Origin of the sequence: Bacillus sp. AL-1R, from assembly GCF_052180195.1 — a bacterium.
Classification (GTDB): Bacteria; Bacillota; Bacilli; order Bacillales; family Bacillaceae_G; genus Gottfriedia.
In genome coordinates this window covers 719,998-736,977 of the sequence record NZ_CP197469.1, presented here as the reverse complement: position 1 = coordinate 736,977, position 16,980 = coordinate 719,998, and the positions used below count along the sequence as shown (strand labels likewise).

Annotated in this window: 12 protein-coding genes and 1 riboswitch; of the genes, 2 read left to right on the top strand and 10 right to left on the bottom strand. The window is 31.8% G+C overall.

Annotation, left to right across the window (positions count from 1 at the left end; translation table 11 throughout):
* Positions 1 to 22: 22 nt before the first annotated feature.
* Both ACSBO6_RS03475 and ACSBO6_RS03470 read right to left on the bottom strand, forming a co-directional pair.
* Entirely contained in the window at positions 23 to 4,171 is a 4,149-nt protein-coding gene (locus ACSBO6_RS03475; RefSeq protein ID WP_098845443.1) for a S8 family serine peptidase, read from the bottom strand.
* Between the two features lie 487 nt (positions 4,172 to 4,658).
* On the bottom strand, positions 4,659 to 5,918 hold the full coding sequence (locus ACSBO6_RS03470; protein WP_098845442.1) for a helix-turn-helix domain-containing protein: 1,260 nt from the start codon (positions 5,916 to 5,918) through the stop codon (positions 4,659 to 4,661).
* 580 nt (positions 5,919 to 6,498) lie between these two features.
* On the opposite strand from ACSBO6_RS03470, the gene ACSBO6_RS03465 reads away from it, so the two are divergent.
* Positions 6,499 to 7,347, top strand: a complete 849-nt coding sequence (locus ACSBO6_RS03465; RefSeq protein WP_098845441.1) for a MurR/RpiR family transcriptional regulator — start codon at positions 6,499 to 6,501, stop codon at positions 7,345 to 7,347.
* Positions 7,348 to 7,413: 66 nt separating this feature from the next.
* Here ACSBO6_RS03465 and ACSBO6_RS03460 read toward each other — a convergent pair whose 3' ends face one another.
* Positions 7,414 to 8,022: a TetR/AcrR family transcriptional regulator gene (locus tag ACSBO6_RS03460; RefSeq protein WP_098845440.1), complete on the bottom strand. Its 609-nt coding sequence runs from the start codon at positions 8,020 to 8,022 to the stop codon at positions 7,414 to 7,416.
* A 182-nt stretch (positions 8,023 to 8,204) separates the two neighbouring features.
* On the opposite strand from ACSBO6_RS03460, the gene ACSBO6_RS03455 reads away from it, so the two are divergent.
* Positions 8,205 to 9,392, top strand: coding sequence for a YhgE/Pip domain-containing protein (locus tag ACSBO6_RS03455; RefSeq protein WP_498844157.1), 1,188 nt, complete (start codon positions 8,205 to 8,207; stop codon positions 9,390 to 9,392).
* 47 nt (positions 9,393 to 9,439) lie between these two features.
* Here ACSBO6_RS03455 and ACSBO6_RS03450 read toward each other — a convergent pair whose 3' ends face one another.
* From ACSBO6_RS03450 to ACSBO6_RS03420, 7 genes are all read right to left on the bottom strand, one after another.
* Positions 9,440 to 10,261, bottom strand: coding sequence for an MBL fold metallo-hydrolase (locus tag ACSBO6_RS03450; protein WP_098845476.1), 822 nt, complete (start codon positions 10,259 to 10,261; stop codon positions 9,440 to 9,442).
* 158 nt (positions 10,262 to 10,419) lie between these two features.
* Complete coding sequence (locus tag ACSBO6_RS03445; RefSeq protein ID WP_180232875.1) at positions 10,420 to 10,902, bottom strand: YbaK/EbsC family protein; 483 nt, start codon at positions 10,900 to 10,902, stop codon at positions 10,420 to 10,422.
* A gap of 73 nt (positions 10,903 to 10,975) precedes the next feature.
* On the bottom strand, positions 10,976 to 11,974 hold the full coding sequence (locus tag ACSBO6_RS03440; RefSeq protein WP_483295173.1) for an MBL fold metallo-hydrolase: 999 nt from the start codon (positions 11,972 to 11,974) through the stop codon (positions 10,976 to 10,978).
* 277 nt (positions 11,975 to 12,251) lie between these two features.
* Positions 12,252 to 12,713 carry a 6,7-dimethyl-8-ribityllumazine synthase gene (gene ribH, locus ACSBO6_RS03435; RefSeq protein ID WP_088014180.1) on the bottom strand — a complete coding sequence of 154 codons (462 nt, stop codon included), beginning with the start codon at positions 12,711 to 12,713 and terminating at the stop codon, positions 12,252 to 12,254.
* 15 nt (positions 12,714 to 12,728) lie between these two features.
* Positions 12,729 to 13,922, bottom strand: coding sequence for a bifunctional 3,4-dihydroxy-2-butanone-4-phosphate synthase/GTP cyclohydrolase II (locus ACSBO6_RS03430; protein WP_098845437.1), 1,194 nt, complete (start codon positions 13,920 to 13,922; stop codon positions 12,729 to 12,731).
* 12 nt (positions 13,923 to 13,934) lie between these two features.
* A complete protein-coding gene (ribE, locus tag ACSBO6_RS03425; RefSeq protein WP_098845436.1) occupies positions 13,935 to 14,582 on the bottom strand; it encodes a riboflavin synthase in 648 nt (215 codons plus the stop codon).
* A 310-nt stretch (positions 14,583 to 14,892) separates the two neighbouring features.
* Positions 14,893 to 15,040: riboswitch (FMN riboswitch) on the bottom strand.
* A 642-nt stretch (positions 15,041 to 15,682) separates the two neighbouring features.
* A complete protein-coding gene (locus ACSBO6_RS03420) occupies positions 15,683 to 16,948 on the bottom strand; it encodes an APC family permease (RefSeq protein ID WP_098845435.1) in 1,266 nt (421 codons plus the stop codon).
* Between the last annotated feature and the right edge of the window lie 32 nt (positions 16,949 to 16,980).

Below are 16,980 nucleotides of genomic sequence, written 5' to 3'. Positions count from 1 at the left end.
CTGGCTTCCTTCTTCTACATCATTATTTATCTAAACCTAAATCCTTTAAAATACTATCTAAAGTTGCACCTTTGTAAGTAGTTTTTGGTTTTGGCGCTTTGTCGACAGATGGATTTTGTAATCCAAAGTTTTGAACAATAAAGTCCATATCCTTTTTATCTACTACTTTATCAAAGTTTAAGTCTGCTGTTGCCTTATTTGTATTCCAGTAAGTTTGTACAGCTATTGCATCTAGTACATCAATTACATTATCTTTATTAACGTCTCCAGCTGCAGCGGTTGCTAGACTATACTTATAAATTTTACCTAAAGTTTCTCCACGAATTTCATTTGATAAAACAACTTGTTGGTTCATCGTAAAGTGACCTGGTACATCCACTGTTACTGTATAGGCTTCTTTATCAGGTTTTAATCCATCTACATCATAATAACCATATTTATCTAAAATTGGCGCATCAGTAACTGTTTTTCCATCGTACGACGTAATTTTTACTTTTGCGTTGACATTACTTAGATCAAGAGCATAATTAATTCCACCTGAAACTGGATCTAATCCACCTTCAACTTGTAGTACTCCTGCTATTCTAGAAACGGTTGGCTTTAGTTTATATCTGTCCATATAAGTGTAAACATCTTTTGTCTCAACATTTGCTTGATCAATTGTTGTTGCACTCATACCAAACCAGTAAGGACTTTCATTATCATACTTTTTATCTGTTTTTAGGTCGAAATTAAATAACGGTAAATCTTCAGGTAACGCTTTATCTCCTAAATAAGTAAATGTAAATACGTGACTCGCTGGTGTAGTCTTTACACTAACCTCTGCATCACCATACTTTTTAACTGCATCATTTACTACTACATTTTCAATTGAAGCATAATTAAAATTATTCATTGTAATTTTAGTTGTTTTTAAATTTTTCACATTGTTCGAACGAACAGTGTAATTTACAGCTTCACCAGTATTAAGAACTTCCTTATCAGCTTTTAAATAGTAGTACGGTAAATTTTCATCCACAAATGTGACACTTAACTTATTACTTGGATTAGAAGTAAAGTTTCTTGCTGCATCAATACCATAAAACGAAACTTCTAATGGCGCAGATTGTTTTCTCACTAAAATTTTGTCAGAATAGTTTCCGTTTTTATCCGTATTAATTGGATTTGCAGGAAATGGACTGTTATAAAATGAAACAACTGCATTGCTTGATTGATCGACATCTAAACCTAATTTATTTGCTTGATCTGTTTCAGGGTCATTTAAATTAATATTAAAGTCGTATAAAAATTCGCCATTTTTATCAAACTGTCCATCATTATATTCAATTACCTTTTGATCTAATGAGTCAAAACTAGACTTAATAGTCGGTGGCGCTAAATCGTAAATGAAATCAGAAACTTTTGTGAACGTTTTTCCTTTATCATTTGTTCCAACCAACTTTAATTGATAATGACCTGGTTGAGCAAAGCTCGGTTCATTGCTAATTGGATTTTTCGAATCTCCTGTAAATGGGAAGTAAATCGAATTAAATCCTCTTCCAATATAATACAACTGATTATCATTGATAATGATTGGTGTAAATGAACCAACTAAACCAAGATCTTCACCTGTCTTTGGATCTGTTAAAAGAACATCCAACGTCTTCATGTGAGATTTTAATGAGAATTCAAACCCAAGATACGGAAATGCATTTGCTGGCCAGCTAGTGTCAGTCGAAAATAATGGGTCAGCTTTTAAGAAATCGATTCCTTCATTAACAACACGTCCACCAAATGGAATTTGGTATTCTTCAGTAGGGTCTGCATTATTTGTAAATACAATATAACCTTCATATGTGCCTTTTTCAGCTGTTTTTGGAATGTTTAAATCAAACTTAATTGATTTAGAACTAATTCCATTTAACTTCACTGAAGTAGGACCAGTTAGCGTTACATTGTTTTTAGCCGCATCTAAAGCTCCTCTAGTACCCTTTTGGAATTTAACATTTACACTAAATGTTTTCGCTTTTTCACTTCTATTTTTCAATGTAACTTTGCGAGATTCTGTAATATCTTTATTATCAAATCCAATTGAACCATAACTAAATCCACCAGTTAATTCGTCTATTAATTTTTGTTTACCATTAATGATTGTCGGTGTTTTATCAACTACTTGTAATTCTACATTTGAATGGATTGCTTCATATGCATCAACTCGACCGCTTCCGATCTCAAATACGCTATAATCTTTTGATAAAGGATCAGCTGTATTCATTAAAATTGATTTTACATCAGCTGGTTCAAGATCTTTATTTGATTGAAGTAATAATGCTGATACTCCAGCTACATAAGGAGTAGCCATTGAAGTACCTGATAGTCTTGCATAAGCATATTTATAATCTTCTGGTTTTGAGCCATCAACGTTTTTATCATTAACATAAAATGGAACAGTTGCTAGTATTGATACTCCAGGTGCTGTAACTTCCGGCTTGATATCATAATTGACTCGTGAAGGACCTCTTGAACTAAATCCTGCTAATTCATCAGATGCTGTTTGAATCTTCTTGAAATCACCAAATGTAAATTCTGATTTACCATCTTTTAATGCTGCAGAAATAACTGAACCTTCTTCAAATGAAACTGAGAATGAAGGGATTGCATTCATTGATTCACCAAGGAATGTTTGAATTGCTCCCTCTGCCTTGTTTGCTTCATCATTAGCCATGATCACACCCAAAGCACCTTGATCTTTAGCATATGCAACTTTAGAGTCTAATGTATAAACTCCTCGGTTCATGAATACAAATTTTCCTTTTACATCTTTATTTTTATAACCAGCTGGATCTCCAAGACCTACATCGACTAGTTGAACCGATTTCTCTTTTAGTGCTGATAAATCATCTTTATAGTTTTTCGTTAATTGTCTTAGATTGTAGTTTTTACCATTCAGTACACCGGCATATTGATAGATATCAATTGCAACAGATGAAGCACCAACTGTTAAAGCTAATGCAGCTGCCCCTGGCGAACCTAATGTATACATTCCGTCTCCATCATTACCAGCTGCAATAACTGTCGTTACCCCACTTAATACTGCGTTATTTACAGCGATTGAAGTAGCGTAAAGTGGATCATTCAAAGATGCACCAAGTGACATGTTAATAACATCCATACCATCTTTTACTGCTTTATCAATTCCTGCAATAATTCCTTCACTTGTTCCGCCACCATATGGACCTAGTACACGATATGCATAAAGATCTGCTTCTGGTGCAGCACCAACAGATGAATAATCACTATCAGCTACTCCACGTCCACCGATAATTCCTGCAACATGTGTACCATGTTCTGTATAATAAGTAGAACCGTTTACTTCAGGTTGTCCTGATTTCTTCCAATCCTCATATGTTGTTTCCATCGGATCATTATCATTATCGACAAAGTCATATCCGCCTTTATATGCATCTTTTAAATCTGGATGGTTATAATCCATACCTGTATCTAAAATACCAATTTTAATTCCTTTACCTGTATAGCCTTCTGCATGTAGACGATCTAGCTGATCATATGGAGAATAGTTTGCTACATTAAACTCGTCTGCTTTTAATTGTTTGTTCTCTTCATTTTTTGCAGGCGGATCAATTGAGAATTTCTCATTACTCCAAACTGTTTTTACTGCTTTTGATTTTAATAGATTCTGAATTTGATTTGCTGGTAGTGTGATCGACACACCATTGAATGCGTGTTTAAATGAACGATTAATTTTATAATCTACTTTTTTACTTTTTGTATTTGTTAAAACTTTCCCTAAATCTTTTGCAAAAGTATCATGGTCTTGATCAATTAATTTTTGTGCATCAGTTTTTGTTAAAGTTTTACCTTCAACACTCGCCTCAATTTGAGCGACCTTAACTGGTTTATTGGCAAACTCTACAATAACTTTTGTTTCTTCTGATGATTCCAAGTTAATATCAGAATTAATTTGTAGACCAGTTTCTTCATTAGTAGAAAGGTGCTTAAGAGCCGCTCTTTGCTCTTGACTTAGGTTCGCCAAAATATCTTCCGCTTTACTTGGACTTGCTGCATTTGACACATTTGTTACTTGACCAACAGAACCCAAAATAAAACTAGATGTTAAAGCTAAAACGGTAAAACTTTTAAGTACTTTACTTTTTTCTCTCTTTTCCCCCATTTTTCTTCCTCCAGTTCATTTTTCTTCCTAGTTGCCTTTACATTCATTACTAGAAATAATTTTTTCTCTAATAATTAACGAAATAGAATGACATTTGTCGTTTTTTCTATTAATTATATTATTGAGAATTTTCTACAATTAATCAATTGGGTTATACAAAACCTTGATTTATCAACCTTTACTCAATACCCTTTAAGAAAATCGACAAATTCCAACATAATTCCCCTTCAGATTAAACCAATTTCAAACAATTTCAGTTCAATTTATCCATTAATAAGCCTATTACTACGAAATATATCTCCAAGAAGACAAAAAAATAGTGCCATCTCAATGATCAGGTAAACTGACACAGGATGCCACCTTTTAAAAAAATAGGATGGGTGAACGCTTCTAGAAGCCATTTTTCAATTTTAATTCCGATTCTCAAACTTTATATGCAGTTCACCAAAAAAGGGTACCAAAAAACTTATTGGATACCCTCACCTGTTTACATGCTAACAAATGTATGTTCAATCGATTCATATAATTCGGCAGCTTTTTGATACTCTTTAATCTCGATATAGTATTTATATAATTTCTTACCAAATTGTTCGATATAAAACTTATTATTAGTAGAATAAAAGAATGGGAGTGCTTCATCCGATAGATATTGATAGAATTTTTCGCGGGCTCCCTCAGCCTTAAGCTTAAATAGTTTAATTAATGTAATATGTACCGGACTTTTTAACATTTTTGCTAATGCTAATGCTCTTTTCATCACACTAAGAAGGATTTCTTTTTCTAATAGTGTGCCTTCTGTACATGTCTCTAAATAATTGCACAAACGCCTTAAATAATTTATTGATTTTTTATTTTCGGTTTCATTAATACTTTCCTCAAAATAATACAAAGCCGTTTCATATTCTTCTCGCTTGAAGTATTTCACTCCGAGATTATTTAATAAAATAGCCTTGCGTTCGCGATCACCTAATACTTCGCAGTTATGAATTAAATCTTTATAGCGTTCTACAACTTCATTAAAATTCATCTCTAGTTCACTGCCATACTGTAATAGCATAAGAGTTTCGGAACTAATTGCGAATAAATAGTTATTCGTCCTTTGAAAAAACTTAAGTGCCATTTCGGCATATTTATATGCTAAAATTTTTGAACTTCCAAAATGATAGGCGATTGCTAAATGGTGATAGTATTCTTCATTTCGATACTCATCAATATTTATCATCTTTAATACTTTAATTGCCTTTTGATGATCTTCACTACTTAGGCTAGTATAGTTCGATATATAGTACATACCTTGAAGATGATAGAATAAATTTTTCTCGAAAGGAGATAAATCATTAAATTCTTTTTTCACATATTGGAGTATTTGCTTAACCATATCTAAATTTTGAATATGAAAATAATATCTAGCTCTTAGTAAATTATAGTGGGCTGCATATTGTGAATAGTCAATAAAGGGCATTTGTTCAAGTTCAGCTTTAATTTCTTCTATTTGGGCTTCTTTTTTCATGATTAATGCATCATGCCAAAGATGTAATTTTTTTTCTAAATTATAAAAAGATTGGACTTCTTGATTAATATTGATTCCTAAACGATCTGAAAATAAAGCAATAATATCAGGTGAGTATGCTGTCTTACCTCTTTCAATTTTACTCACATGAGTAGTTGTACATATACCTTCTCCAAGCATAGCTTGAGTTAACCCCATTTTTTCACGATAAAACTTAATGATTTCCCCCTCAATCATATGCACCCTCCTCTATCTCTATAAACATATTTATCTAAATATTCTTTACTAAATTTTAATATCCTTTTAAGGAAAATACAATTAATGATTTTTACCTAATCCCAGGAAATTTTTTATCAAATTCATTACAAAATAACTAAAAAAAAGATAGAACCCAAAAATGAAATCCTACCTAAAAGACTATTTTTTATTCTTGTTTTATTTCCAAAGACCTAACCTATCAAAAACCCTTATTTTACATAATTCCCGGCCTAATTCACTAGATTATGAATCAAATGTTCTTTGTTTTTGATTAAACCTAAACCACTTTTACTCAATATAAAAATCAAACTCTTTCTTAGTACAATTATAAAAATAACGTGTGGAAAAATTTTTTTTGACAAAAATGATAATATACGAAATAATTTTCACGAGATAGGGTTTTCATATTATTATTAAAAAAAACTCTTTTTTCCTATATAATAATTACTAAGTAAATTATATTTATTTTCTAAATCTTTAAAACAGTAACATTTTTAATTAACTATATTAAAAATTTTTTATTCTAAAAATCAATTCCCTAAGGAAAGGTGTCAAGAATATGGAACAAACGAACAGCTTAGGTAAGATTCGTTCTTATTATGCGCGATTAAGTGATAAAGAAAAAAAAATCGCTGATTATATATTACAAAACCCAAAGCATATTATTCACAGTACGATTACAGAAGTAGCTGAAGACTTAAACGTTGCTGATGCAACTGTATTTAGATTTTGTAAAAGAATTGGTTTTAAAGGATACCAAGCACTTAAAATTGCATTAGCAACAGAAATTATGACGCCGATTCAGCAAATCCACGAAGAAATTAACGAAAAAGACGATGAAATAACAATTGCAAATAAAATATTTCAATCTAATATTCGTACCCTTGAAAATACTGCCCAAATTCTAGATAGTGCATCGATTAAAAAAGCAGTAAATCTTATTTTAAATGCAAATAAAGTTGAATTATACGGTGTAGGTGGCTCTTCGGTTATTGCGATGGATGCCTTCCATAAATTTATTCGTACAGGAATAAAAGCGAACTCTTACACAGATTCACACTTTCAATTGATGTCAGCTTCTCAACTGACAAAAGAAGATGTAGCAATCGTAATCTCACATTCAGGCTCAAATAAAGACATCCTTCGTATTTTGCAAGTGTTAAATGAAAACGGTACCAAAACAATTGGTATTACAGGTTTCCCGAAATCTCCTTTAAGTCAAAATGTTAATGTCTCGCTTTACACATCCTCTGAGGAAACGGAATATCGACCGGAGGCACTTGCTTCAAGAATTGCACAATTAAGTATTATTGATGCATTATACGTAAACTTAATGATCTTAAATGCTCACAAAGCTAAAGCATCATTTGAAAAAGTTAGAACAGCAATTTCAGAAACAAGATCATAATGAAAAAGTCTCAAATGTCAAATTCATTTGAGACTTTTTTGAAGTAGAAAATAGAATAATCTCGCATTATCGAACAACTTGACTAACAAATTGCTTCATAAATTTCAATAGTTTCAAATGCATGATTGCCATTTCATCTGGGGAAATTGGTTCTTCTTTTTCTAACCATTGTTCCATAAGGCCAAAGAATGCAGATGAAATAAACGCAGTTGCGTATTCATGTGGTATATCAATCAAATATTCTTTTTCGATAATATCTACTAGTTTTTCATAGATTGTTTCTTTTATATATTCTTTCATTTTCTTCGGAAAAGCTGGGTCACCTTTTGTACTGATTAGAATTTTAACAAATCTTTGATTTTCTTTTAAATAATGAAACACATTAAGAATAGGCGGATAGACCATGTCATTTGAATAAAACTCATTTAATTCTTTTGGCCTCACAAATTTAAGTCGATCTTTTAATCCTTCCAATACTTCATTTTGACTTTTTTCCAGTAAATCAAATTTATCTTTGTAATGAAGATAAAATGTACCACGATTTAGTCCGGCTTTTAAAGTAATATCTCTTACTGAAATAGATTCGAATCCTTTTTCCTCTATTAAATCTAACAATGTCTCTTTAATTAATTCTCTCGTTTTTGCAACTTTTAATTCTCTCAATGATTGAGCCACTTTATAATCACCCCTTTGGAATATTAGTTCTTACTAAACAAATTTCTAAATGTGTTTAGTATTGAACACATTTGTATGATTTGCTTATTGTGATTTTGTAAAACTCATTGTAATATCTTCACATAAGAATAGTCAACACGTTGTTCATTAATTTTATCATAAAAAAATTAGGAGGTTATACAATGAACTTATTTAAACAAAAACAAGCTATACTAGCTCCTATACTAGTACTAGTAGTTGCGATTATATTCAGTCTAACTTTAGCATCATCCGTTAACCCTACACCTAAAAATCTACCAATTGCAATCGTTAACGAAGATAAAGGAATTCAAGTTCCTTCAAAAGGAACTGTAAATATAGGTCAAATGATAGTTTCAAAAATAAATGAACTATCTAAAACCAAAAATGATGAAAAGCCAGCAATTAAGTGGATTCAAGTTTCGAGTGAAGAAAATGTACGTAAAGGACTAAATAACCAAAAATACTATGCTGCTCTTATTCTTCAAAAGGATTTAAGTAAAAATCAAGCTTCATTAAAAACAGCGAACCCTTCACCTATTTCAATAAAAATTCTAGTTAATCAAGGTAAAAATGCAAATGGATCAGCGATGGCTAGTCAAATGCTATCTCATCTAGTAGAAAATCTTAACCTTACTATTCATACAGAAATTTTTAATGAATTAAAGAAAAGCGTGAGTTCAATTTCAGTAAATCAAGCTGAGGTATTAGCAAATCCAATCATAACGAAGGTTGAAAATGTTAATGCAATTGGAACACATACAGCAAATGGAAACGCACCAGTGAGTTTAATTACACCACTTTGGATGTCTAGTTTAATTGGTGCCGTGATCGTCTTTTTAGCGAAAAAGAAAACAGAAACATCAAATTCAATTAGTAAAATAAAAGTTATTTTTGAACAATTACTTTTAGGGGTAGTCCTATCTTTCCTAATTGGTTTCGGCATAACTTTAATGGCAAAATGGATTGGCTTTACTCTTCCAAACTTCTTGGACGTTGCGCTATATTTAACGATTACTTATTTCTGTTTCCATATCCTAATTTCTGCTGTCATGTCATGGATTGGCTTTGGTGGCGTAGCTATCTTTGCCCTAATCTTTTTCTTCTCTGGTTCCTTAATCGGAATGCCAAAAGAGCTTTTACCAACTTTTTCAAAGGACTGGATTTACTCATGGATCCCAATGCGATTTGGTGCTGACGGATTAAGAGAAATTTTCTATTTTGATAAAGGATTATCGATGAGTCATTCTATGAATATGATTATTTGGATTGGTATAATCTCCGTTGTTCTTTTAATATTATCTGCGTTTAAATCTAAAAAAGAAAAAGTACATCAAACGTTAAATGTTTAATGAAATTAAAAAAAGGACCAAACAAAACTTGGTCCTTTTTTAGTCTATTAAGTATCGAATAAATTCCCATTCAATGCTTCAATATATCTTTTAGCTGAATTATTGACTACTAGCTTTGCATTTTCTTTTACAATTCCATGAAATGCATTATAAATCCTATCAAATTTTAGCTTTTCTACGGCTAACGATATCTCATTTACTTTTTTTTCTGGTAATGGAATTAAATTAGGATAACTATACATAAAACTTACCCAATTATGATCTGCAACTACTTGAATAATATCACCTGTTAATAGTATTCCTTTTTGCTCATTTCCAGCTTTCCATTCTAATACCGCTCCACCTTTAAAGTGTCCGCCTAATCGATGAATTTCAATTCCTTCTTTAAGATTTAATGATTCGCCAGACCAAAAAATAATTTTATCACTTTTTCTCGTAACCCACTCTTGGTCATCTTCGTGTATGTATACTGGTACATCAAATCTTTTTGCCCATTCAATTTGGCTAGAGTAATAGTGTGGATGTGAAAGAGCAATCGCATCGATTCCTCCTAAGCTCTTAATTTCTTCAAACGTTTTCTCATCTAGAAATGTGACGCAATCCCACAAAACATTAAAACCTTCATTTCTAATGAGGTATGCAGTCTGACCAATTCCAAACTTAGGACTCGTTACAATACTATATAAATTTTCTTCTTCATAGCGAATACTATTTTGATAGTTTTGTTCTTTCATTGATTGTAATGTTGTCCAACTTTGACCACTTAGATTGATGTATTGTCTTTCATCAGAACAAATTATACAGTACTCAGGAGGATCAATAGACTTGTTATATTGAACGCCACAAGTCGTACAAATAAAGTTATACATTTGCTCATTCATCTCACTTTCCCTCGAATTTAATCTGACATACTTTTGATTATGAGGTAAAAATTCCCAATGCAAATAGACACATTTAAGTATAGTAAATCAAAATCTGATTTATTACACTTGAATGTGCCTAAAATAATGAAAGTTTAAGCTTTCTATTATTTAATTTTTACAACTTTACCTTTTGTCATCTCAATCAATTCATTAGGTGTTAACTGAAATATTGCTTTTGGATGACCAGCAGCAGCCCATACTTCCTTATACTGTAATAGATCCTCGTCAATAAATGTCATTACTTTGTTTTTATGACCAATTGGTGATACCCCTCCAATTACGAATCCTGTTTGTTCACGTACAAAATCAGCATCTGCTTTACCTAATTTTTCATTAAGTATTTTCTCGATTTGTTTCTCATTTACTCGATTAATACCACTTGCTACGATTAGTACAGGACTATTTGAGCTTTCTAATCTGAATATAATAGACTTTGCTATTTGAGCCACTTCACAATTTAACGCATCAGCCGCTTCCTTAGCAGTTCTTGCACTATTTGGTAGTTCAATGACTTTATTTGAATAACCTAACTCAATGATTAAATCTTGTACGTTTTGTGCACTTTCTTTTAATGCTTCCACAATCATCACTTCCTCAAAAAATTGTTTTATTAATTATTCTAGAAACAAAGGTGCAATCCTTTTTTTTCGAATAGATTTACTACTTCCACCAAATAGAATTAGGATATTCGCCTTTACTAATATTAATTGTTTCACCAATTTTAGGTGTAGAATACTTTACTTCATGTTCTTTAGCAGCCTCCACAACTCTATTAATTGGTTCATTCCAGTCATGAAATGCTAATGTAAAAGCGCCAAAATGAATTGGTACAAGAACTTCACCTTTTACGTCAATAAAAGCTTTAATTGTTTCTTCAGGCAGCATATGGATGGCAGACCATCGTCTATCATATTGACCACATTCCATTAAAGCTAGATCGAACGGTCCATATTTTCCCCCTATTTCTTTGAAATGAGGTGCATAACCACTATCTCCACTAAAGTAAATTTTCGTATCCTCACCAATGATGACCCATGAACACCACAATGTATTGTTGCGATCAGTTAAGCTTCTTCCTGAAAAATGTCTTGCTGGCGTACAGGCTAATGTTAATTGATCAAATTTAAATTCATCCCACCAGTTATGTTCAGAAATACGCTCTATTGGTACCCCCCAGCTCATCAAGTGACTCCCTACACCAAGAGGAACAATAAATCGATCGACTTTATGTTTGATTTTTTTTATAGTACCGTAATCTAGATGGTCATAATGGTCATGCGATAATATGACAGCATCTATTTTTGGTAATTCATTGATCTCAATAGGTAAACCTCCACTATATCTTTTACCACCAAATTGCGGAAATGGGGTTGGTGCGTTCCCAAACATTGGATCAATTAAAATATTTTTTCCATCGATTCGAATAAATAAAGCTGAATGCCCAAACCAAGTAACTTTTGAGTCGTTATTTTTTGAATGGAAAAATGAAACATCGATTCTCTCCATAGGGATCCCAGCTTTAGGTGTACGGTTCGTATTTTTCTTAACAAAGTCTCTAAGCATTGAAATATTTGTTTTAAAATCCATACTCATACTCGTAGGAATTTGATTTATAAACTTACCATTTTTATAATGATCTAAGGCATTAAATGACTCCATTTTATCCTTTGAATATTTCTTCCCAAAATGAGGATATGTATTTAAAAATATTGTTACAATGATAACTAGCAATATAAAAATTAGAAAAAATAACATTTAATTTCCACCTCCAAACTAACTTTTACTAAAATTTACACTACCATATTTCTAGAAGATTAAACAAATATTCAGACGCTTTAATTTATAAAAAAACCTTTTTAGTAAAAAGAAAAGAGAGGTAAAATTCACCTCTCCTTAATCAGTTTCTTCTATTATATTTATACTTATATATTTATACTTAGTTTAAAGTTCTTAATAAATTAGCCATCTCAATTGCTGAAATACCAGCATCCCAACCTTTATTACCAGCTTTTGTACCAGCTCTTTCAATTGCTTGTTCAATATTTTCTGTTGTTAATACACCAAAAATGACAGGGATACCAGTTTGTAAAGTAATCGCAGCGACACCTTTTGCTACTTCATTACATACGTAATCGTAATGAGTAGTTGCCCCACGAATAACTGTTCCTAGTGTAATGATTGCATCGTATTTTTTTGAATCAGCAAGTTTTTTTGCTACTAACGGAATTTCAAATGCTCCAGGTACCCAAATAACATCAACATCTGATTCTTCTACACCGTGACGATAAAGAGCATCTTCTGCACCACCAAGTAGTTTTGATGTAATAAATTCATTAAAACGTCCAACGATTACCGCAACTTTAAGTCCAGATCCTACTAAATTTCCTTCGAATTTCATGATTATCTCTCCCTATTAATAGTTTAATAAATGTCCCATTTTTTCAATTTTTGTATATAAATATTTTTCGTTTTCACTTTTCATTTCTGCTTGTATCGGTACTCGATTATTTATTTGTAATCCATATGATTTTAATTCATCTATTTTAGCTGGATTGTTCGTTACAAGTTCGATATTCGTGATACCTAAATCTTTAATAATTTGGGCACTAATCGCGTAATCTCTTAAATCTGAATCAAATCCTAAGTTTAAATTTGCTTCAACAGTATCAAAGCCTTCTTCCTGTAACTTATATGCTCGTAACTTATTAAGTAAGCCAATCCCTCGGCCTTCTTGTCGCATATAAACAATGACACCTTTTCCTGCTTCTTCAATCATCGATAATGTTGATTGCAACTGAGGTCCGCAATCACAACGACATGAGCCAAATACATCTCCAGTTAAACATTCCGAATGAATACGGACAAGTACTGGTTCACCATCGTCAACTTTCCCTTTTACAATCGCAACATGCTCTTTACCATCGATCTCATTTGTATAACCAATCATCTTGAAATCACCGAAGTCAGTTGGTAATTTAATTTCAACTTCTCTTTTTACAAGTTGTTCAGTTTCTTGTCTATAATGAATTAAATCTTTAATTGTAATCATTTTTAAATTAAACTTTTTTGCGATTTGAATTAAATCCGGTACCCTTGCCATTGTCCCATCATCATTCATAATTTCACAGATGACACCAACTGCTTTTGATCCAGCCATTCGTGCTAAATCTACTGCTGCTTCCGTATGGCCCGGTCTCTCAACAACTCCTCCGTTTTTAGCGACTAGAGGAAACATATGTCCAGGTCTTCTAAAATCTGATCCAGTTGATTCATCATTTAACATTTGTAAAACTGTATGTGAACGTTCAAATGCCGAGATACCAGTAGTAGAATCGATATGATCAATACTCACAGTAAAGGCAGTTCCATGAGAATCTGTATTTTTTGTTACCATATCATGTAAATCTAGTCTTTTGGCAATCTCTTCAGAAACAGGCGCACAAATTAATCCGCGACCATGTGTTGCCATAAAGTTGATATTTTCTGGAGTTGCAAATTCTCCGATAACAACAAAATCTCCTTCATTCTCTCTATCTTCATCATCACAAACGATAATAATTTTCCCATTTTTCAAGTCTTCAATTGCTTCTTCTATTTTAGAGAACATGATCTTACTCCTTTATATATAGCCATTTTCAGATAAAAATGAAGTTGTTATTGCCGTACTCTTTTTCGTCTCACTCATACCGAGCATTTTTTCGACATACTTACCTAATAAATCAAACTCAAGATTTACAATGTCGCCAACTTTTTTACTGCCTAAAATCGTATGTGAACGAGTATGAGGAATTAAAGAAATCGTTACAATATCAGTTTCAACTTCAAATATTGTTAAACTTGTACCATCAATCGTTATACTACCTTTTTGAAGGCAATATTTAGCAAACTGACTTGGAATACTAATTTTATAAATTACTGCATTTTCCATTGCTTTAACTGATACGATTTTACCTGTTCCATCAATATGACCCGATACAATATGACCACCAAACCTTCCATTTGCAGCCATTGCTCGCTCTAAATTTACTTTTTGGCTAGAACCCAATGAGCTTAGATTGGATGCTTGAAATGTTTCAGGCATAACATCAACAGAAAATTCATTTTTAGTAAAATCTGTAACGGTTAAACAAACTCCATTTACGGAGATGCTATCCCCTAGATGAACATCCTCTAAAATGGTTGATGCACCAATTGTTAGCACTAAAGTTTTACCCTTTTTTACGATATTTTTTACTGTTCCTATTTCTTCAACGATTCCAGTAAACAAGTTATTTCACCTCATTTCGAAAAAGCCCGATAAATAATTTTGTAGACCCATCTCTAATTTCATAAATAGTTGATCCACCTTATCACACCTTCTAATTCAAATTAATTTGAAAAAGTGAAAAGCCCCTTAGAAAACTCCTAAGGGGCGATAGATGTTTAAGAAAGGAAGCATACTTAAATAAACGCTTATACAATATGAGCTATTAAACGACAATATTGTAGCACGTCTATTGTTGTACATTTAAATTATGCACAACGAACTAAGCCTATACGGATATTATTTTTTGAAAACAAACATACCGTATATGCACTCCATCCTTCTCCCATCCAGACTATACTGTCGGCTCTAGATTCTAACTAGATCAGCAACATATAAAAAATCTATATGAAGCTCACGGGCTTAGTATATAAATATACAACACCGCCGGTTGGGAATTTCACCCGACCCCGAAGGACACTAATTATCAAATTTGGTTTCATTATAACTAGCAATTATTTGATTGTAAAGAATTTAAGATTCTATTTTCTTTTAAACGAATTGAAAGAAAAACAAAATTAATGTTAAAAGCCTTATAAAATATGGAAAATTTCACACTCTATTTAGTTAAGAATTTTATTATTTTACTAAATAAATAATCATGCTTTGTTACAACTAATACAAAATTGTATAAATATTTATTTTAAAGTAATTAGAGAAAAATGATTGTATAACCAATATAGAAAGTAAAACTTACGGAATCCTGAATTTGTTTTTTCACTAGTATAAAATTAGTTTTTATCATTTCTTTACAATAGGAATAAAATGCTCCTAGAACACTTGAAAATTAGATTATTAAAGCATTGTCCTTTATATCAGAATTAGAAATAAATAAACCTGATTACTACAAAACAATACTTGATTTTTTAACAATAGGTCCATTTTGCACTCCAAAAAAGCAATAATTAAATAGAAATAAATAGTTTCGTCATATATCAAATTGCAAAAATGTTGTGAAATTTTAGTGTAAGGATTCTTCCAAACAAATAATAAATATGCACTACAAGGAATTATTATAAAAAGTTAGTTTAAAAGAAGAAACTTCATTTTTATAGAAGTTTCCATTATTCATTTCCAACTTGTAAAATTTTTTCATGTTGTTTTGATTCCCTTTTTTGTAGCCAAATGAAATACACTGAAACGAATATAATTAATACTAGAATGACTGGTGAGGAAAATAAGAGTATACCTAAAAAGCAAATTGCTAGAATAAATGAACCAATTTTAAAAAATATGGAATCAAATAATCGCAAGCATGCCAATACTCCTAGTAAAGCGTTGCATAAGAAGAATGCATTTGCAATTGCTACAAGTGTTTGAATACTTAGGAAGTCATTAAAATAAAGGAAAAATACAATTATGTGAATAGAAAACAAACTAAGTAAAGATCGAGTTGCTACATTATTTTTATTTTTAAAAGATAGCCATGAAGGTAATAAACCGTTTTTAGCTTGATCGGCAATTAGTCTTGAGACTGCTCCTATTACTAGGAGAACCGTACTAATACAAAGTGCAATTGTAATTGATGAAATAATTGGAGTTGACCAACTTCCAAATAAACTACGAAGTAACGGTGCTAATGATTGATCCATCATATTTCCATTTTTAGAATGAATCCACTGAAAAGCAAAGGCAACCGTTAAACTTACTATTGCTATAATCGAGAAACTTAACACAACTGCTTTAGGAATTGTTCGTTCAGGAGTTTTTACTTCTAATGAATAACTTCCGATGACCTCCCACCCGATTAACGCCCAAAATAATAATAGTAAACTTTCTCCAAAATCAGAAACGGTAATTGGATTCGATAAAGTAAAGCTCCCATTAACTGTAAATAATGTATGAATACTGCCAACGATCAGTGTCACTACAATGAAACTAGACATAAAAAAGGCAAATTTTCCAACATCAGCAATGCTTCTAGTTAAAATGATATAAACAAAACAAAGTATTCCTAAAGCTAGCCACTTTTCATTAAAGAAACTTTGATTCGTCAGTAGTTGTAAGTAATGCCCTGCTGTACCTGCAACTGCAATTGGTCCAAAACAAACTGCAAGTAAAAAGAAAATAGCTGAGAGGTTTTTTATTTGTGTACCAAAAGCACGTTCAACAGCCAATGGTACTCCAGAATCTCCTGGAATAAGCAGACTAAGCTTACCAAACATTAGTGCAAATATTAAACTTAAACCAAGCATAATAACCCATGCAAAAATAGCATAATTACCAGCAACCACATACACTGCAGGTGGTAAAATGATAATTCCCGAACCTAAAATAGGTCCAATCATTAACCCACTGAGCAAAAGAAAACCAATTTTTCGATTCCCCACAAAGATCCCTCCAATTGTAATTGAAACAAATT

Bases quoted from the DNA above. Each gene is read 5' to 3' on its own strand.
- ACSBO6_RS03475 (WP_098845443.1), bottom strand. From the start codon at position 4,171: ATGGGGGAAAAGAGAGAAAAAAGTAAAGTACTTAAAAGTTTTACCGTT.
- ACSBO6_RS03470 (WP_098845442.1), bottom strand. From the start codon at position 5,918: ATGATTGAGGGGGAAATCATTAAGTTTTATCGTGAAAAAATGGGGTTA.
- ACSBO6_RS03465 (WP_098845441.1), top strand. From the start codon at position 6,499: ATGGAACAAACGAACAGCTTAGGTAAGATTCGTTCTTATTATGCGCGA.
- ACSBO6_RS03455 (WP_498844157.1), top strand. From the start codon at position 8,205: ATGAACTTATTTAAACAAAAACAAGCTATACTAGCTCCTATACTAGTA.
- ACSBO6_RS03450 (WP_098845476.1), bottom strand. From the start codon at position 10,261: ATGTATAACTTTATTTGTACGACTTGTGGCGTTCAATATAACAAGTCT.
- ACSBO6_RS03445 (WP_180232875.1), bottom strand. From the start codon at position 10,902: ATGATTGTGGAAGCATTAAAAGAAAGTGCACAAAACGTACAAGATTTA.
- ACSBO6_RS03440 (WP_483295173.1), bottom strand. From the start codon at position 11,974: ATGGAGTCATTTAATGCCTTAGATCATTATAAAAATGGTAAGTTTATA.
- ribH (WP_088014180.1), bottom strand. From the start codon at position 12,713: ATGAAATTCGAAGGAAATTTAGTAGGATCTGGACTTAAAGTTGCGGTA.
- ACSBO6_RS03430 (WP_098845437.1), bottom strand. From the start codon at position 13,922: ATGTTCTCTAAAATAGAAGAAGCAATTGAAGACTTGAAAAATGGGAAA.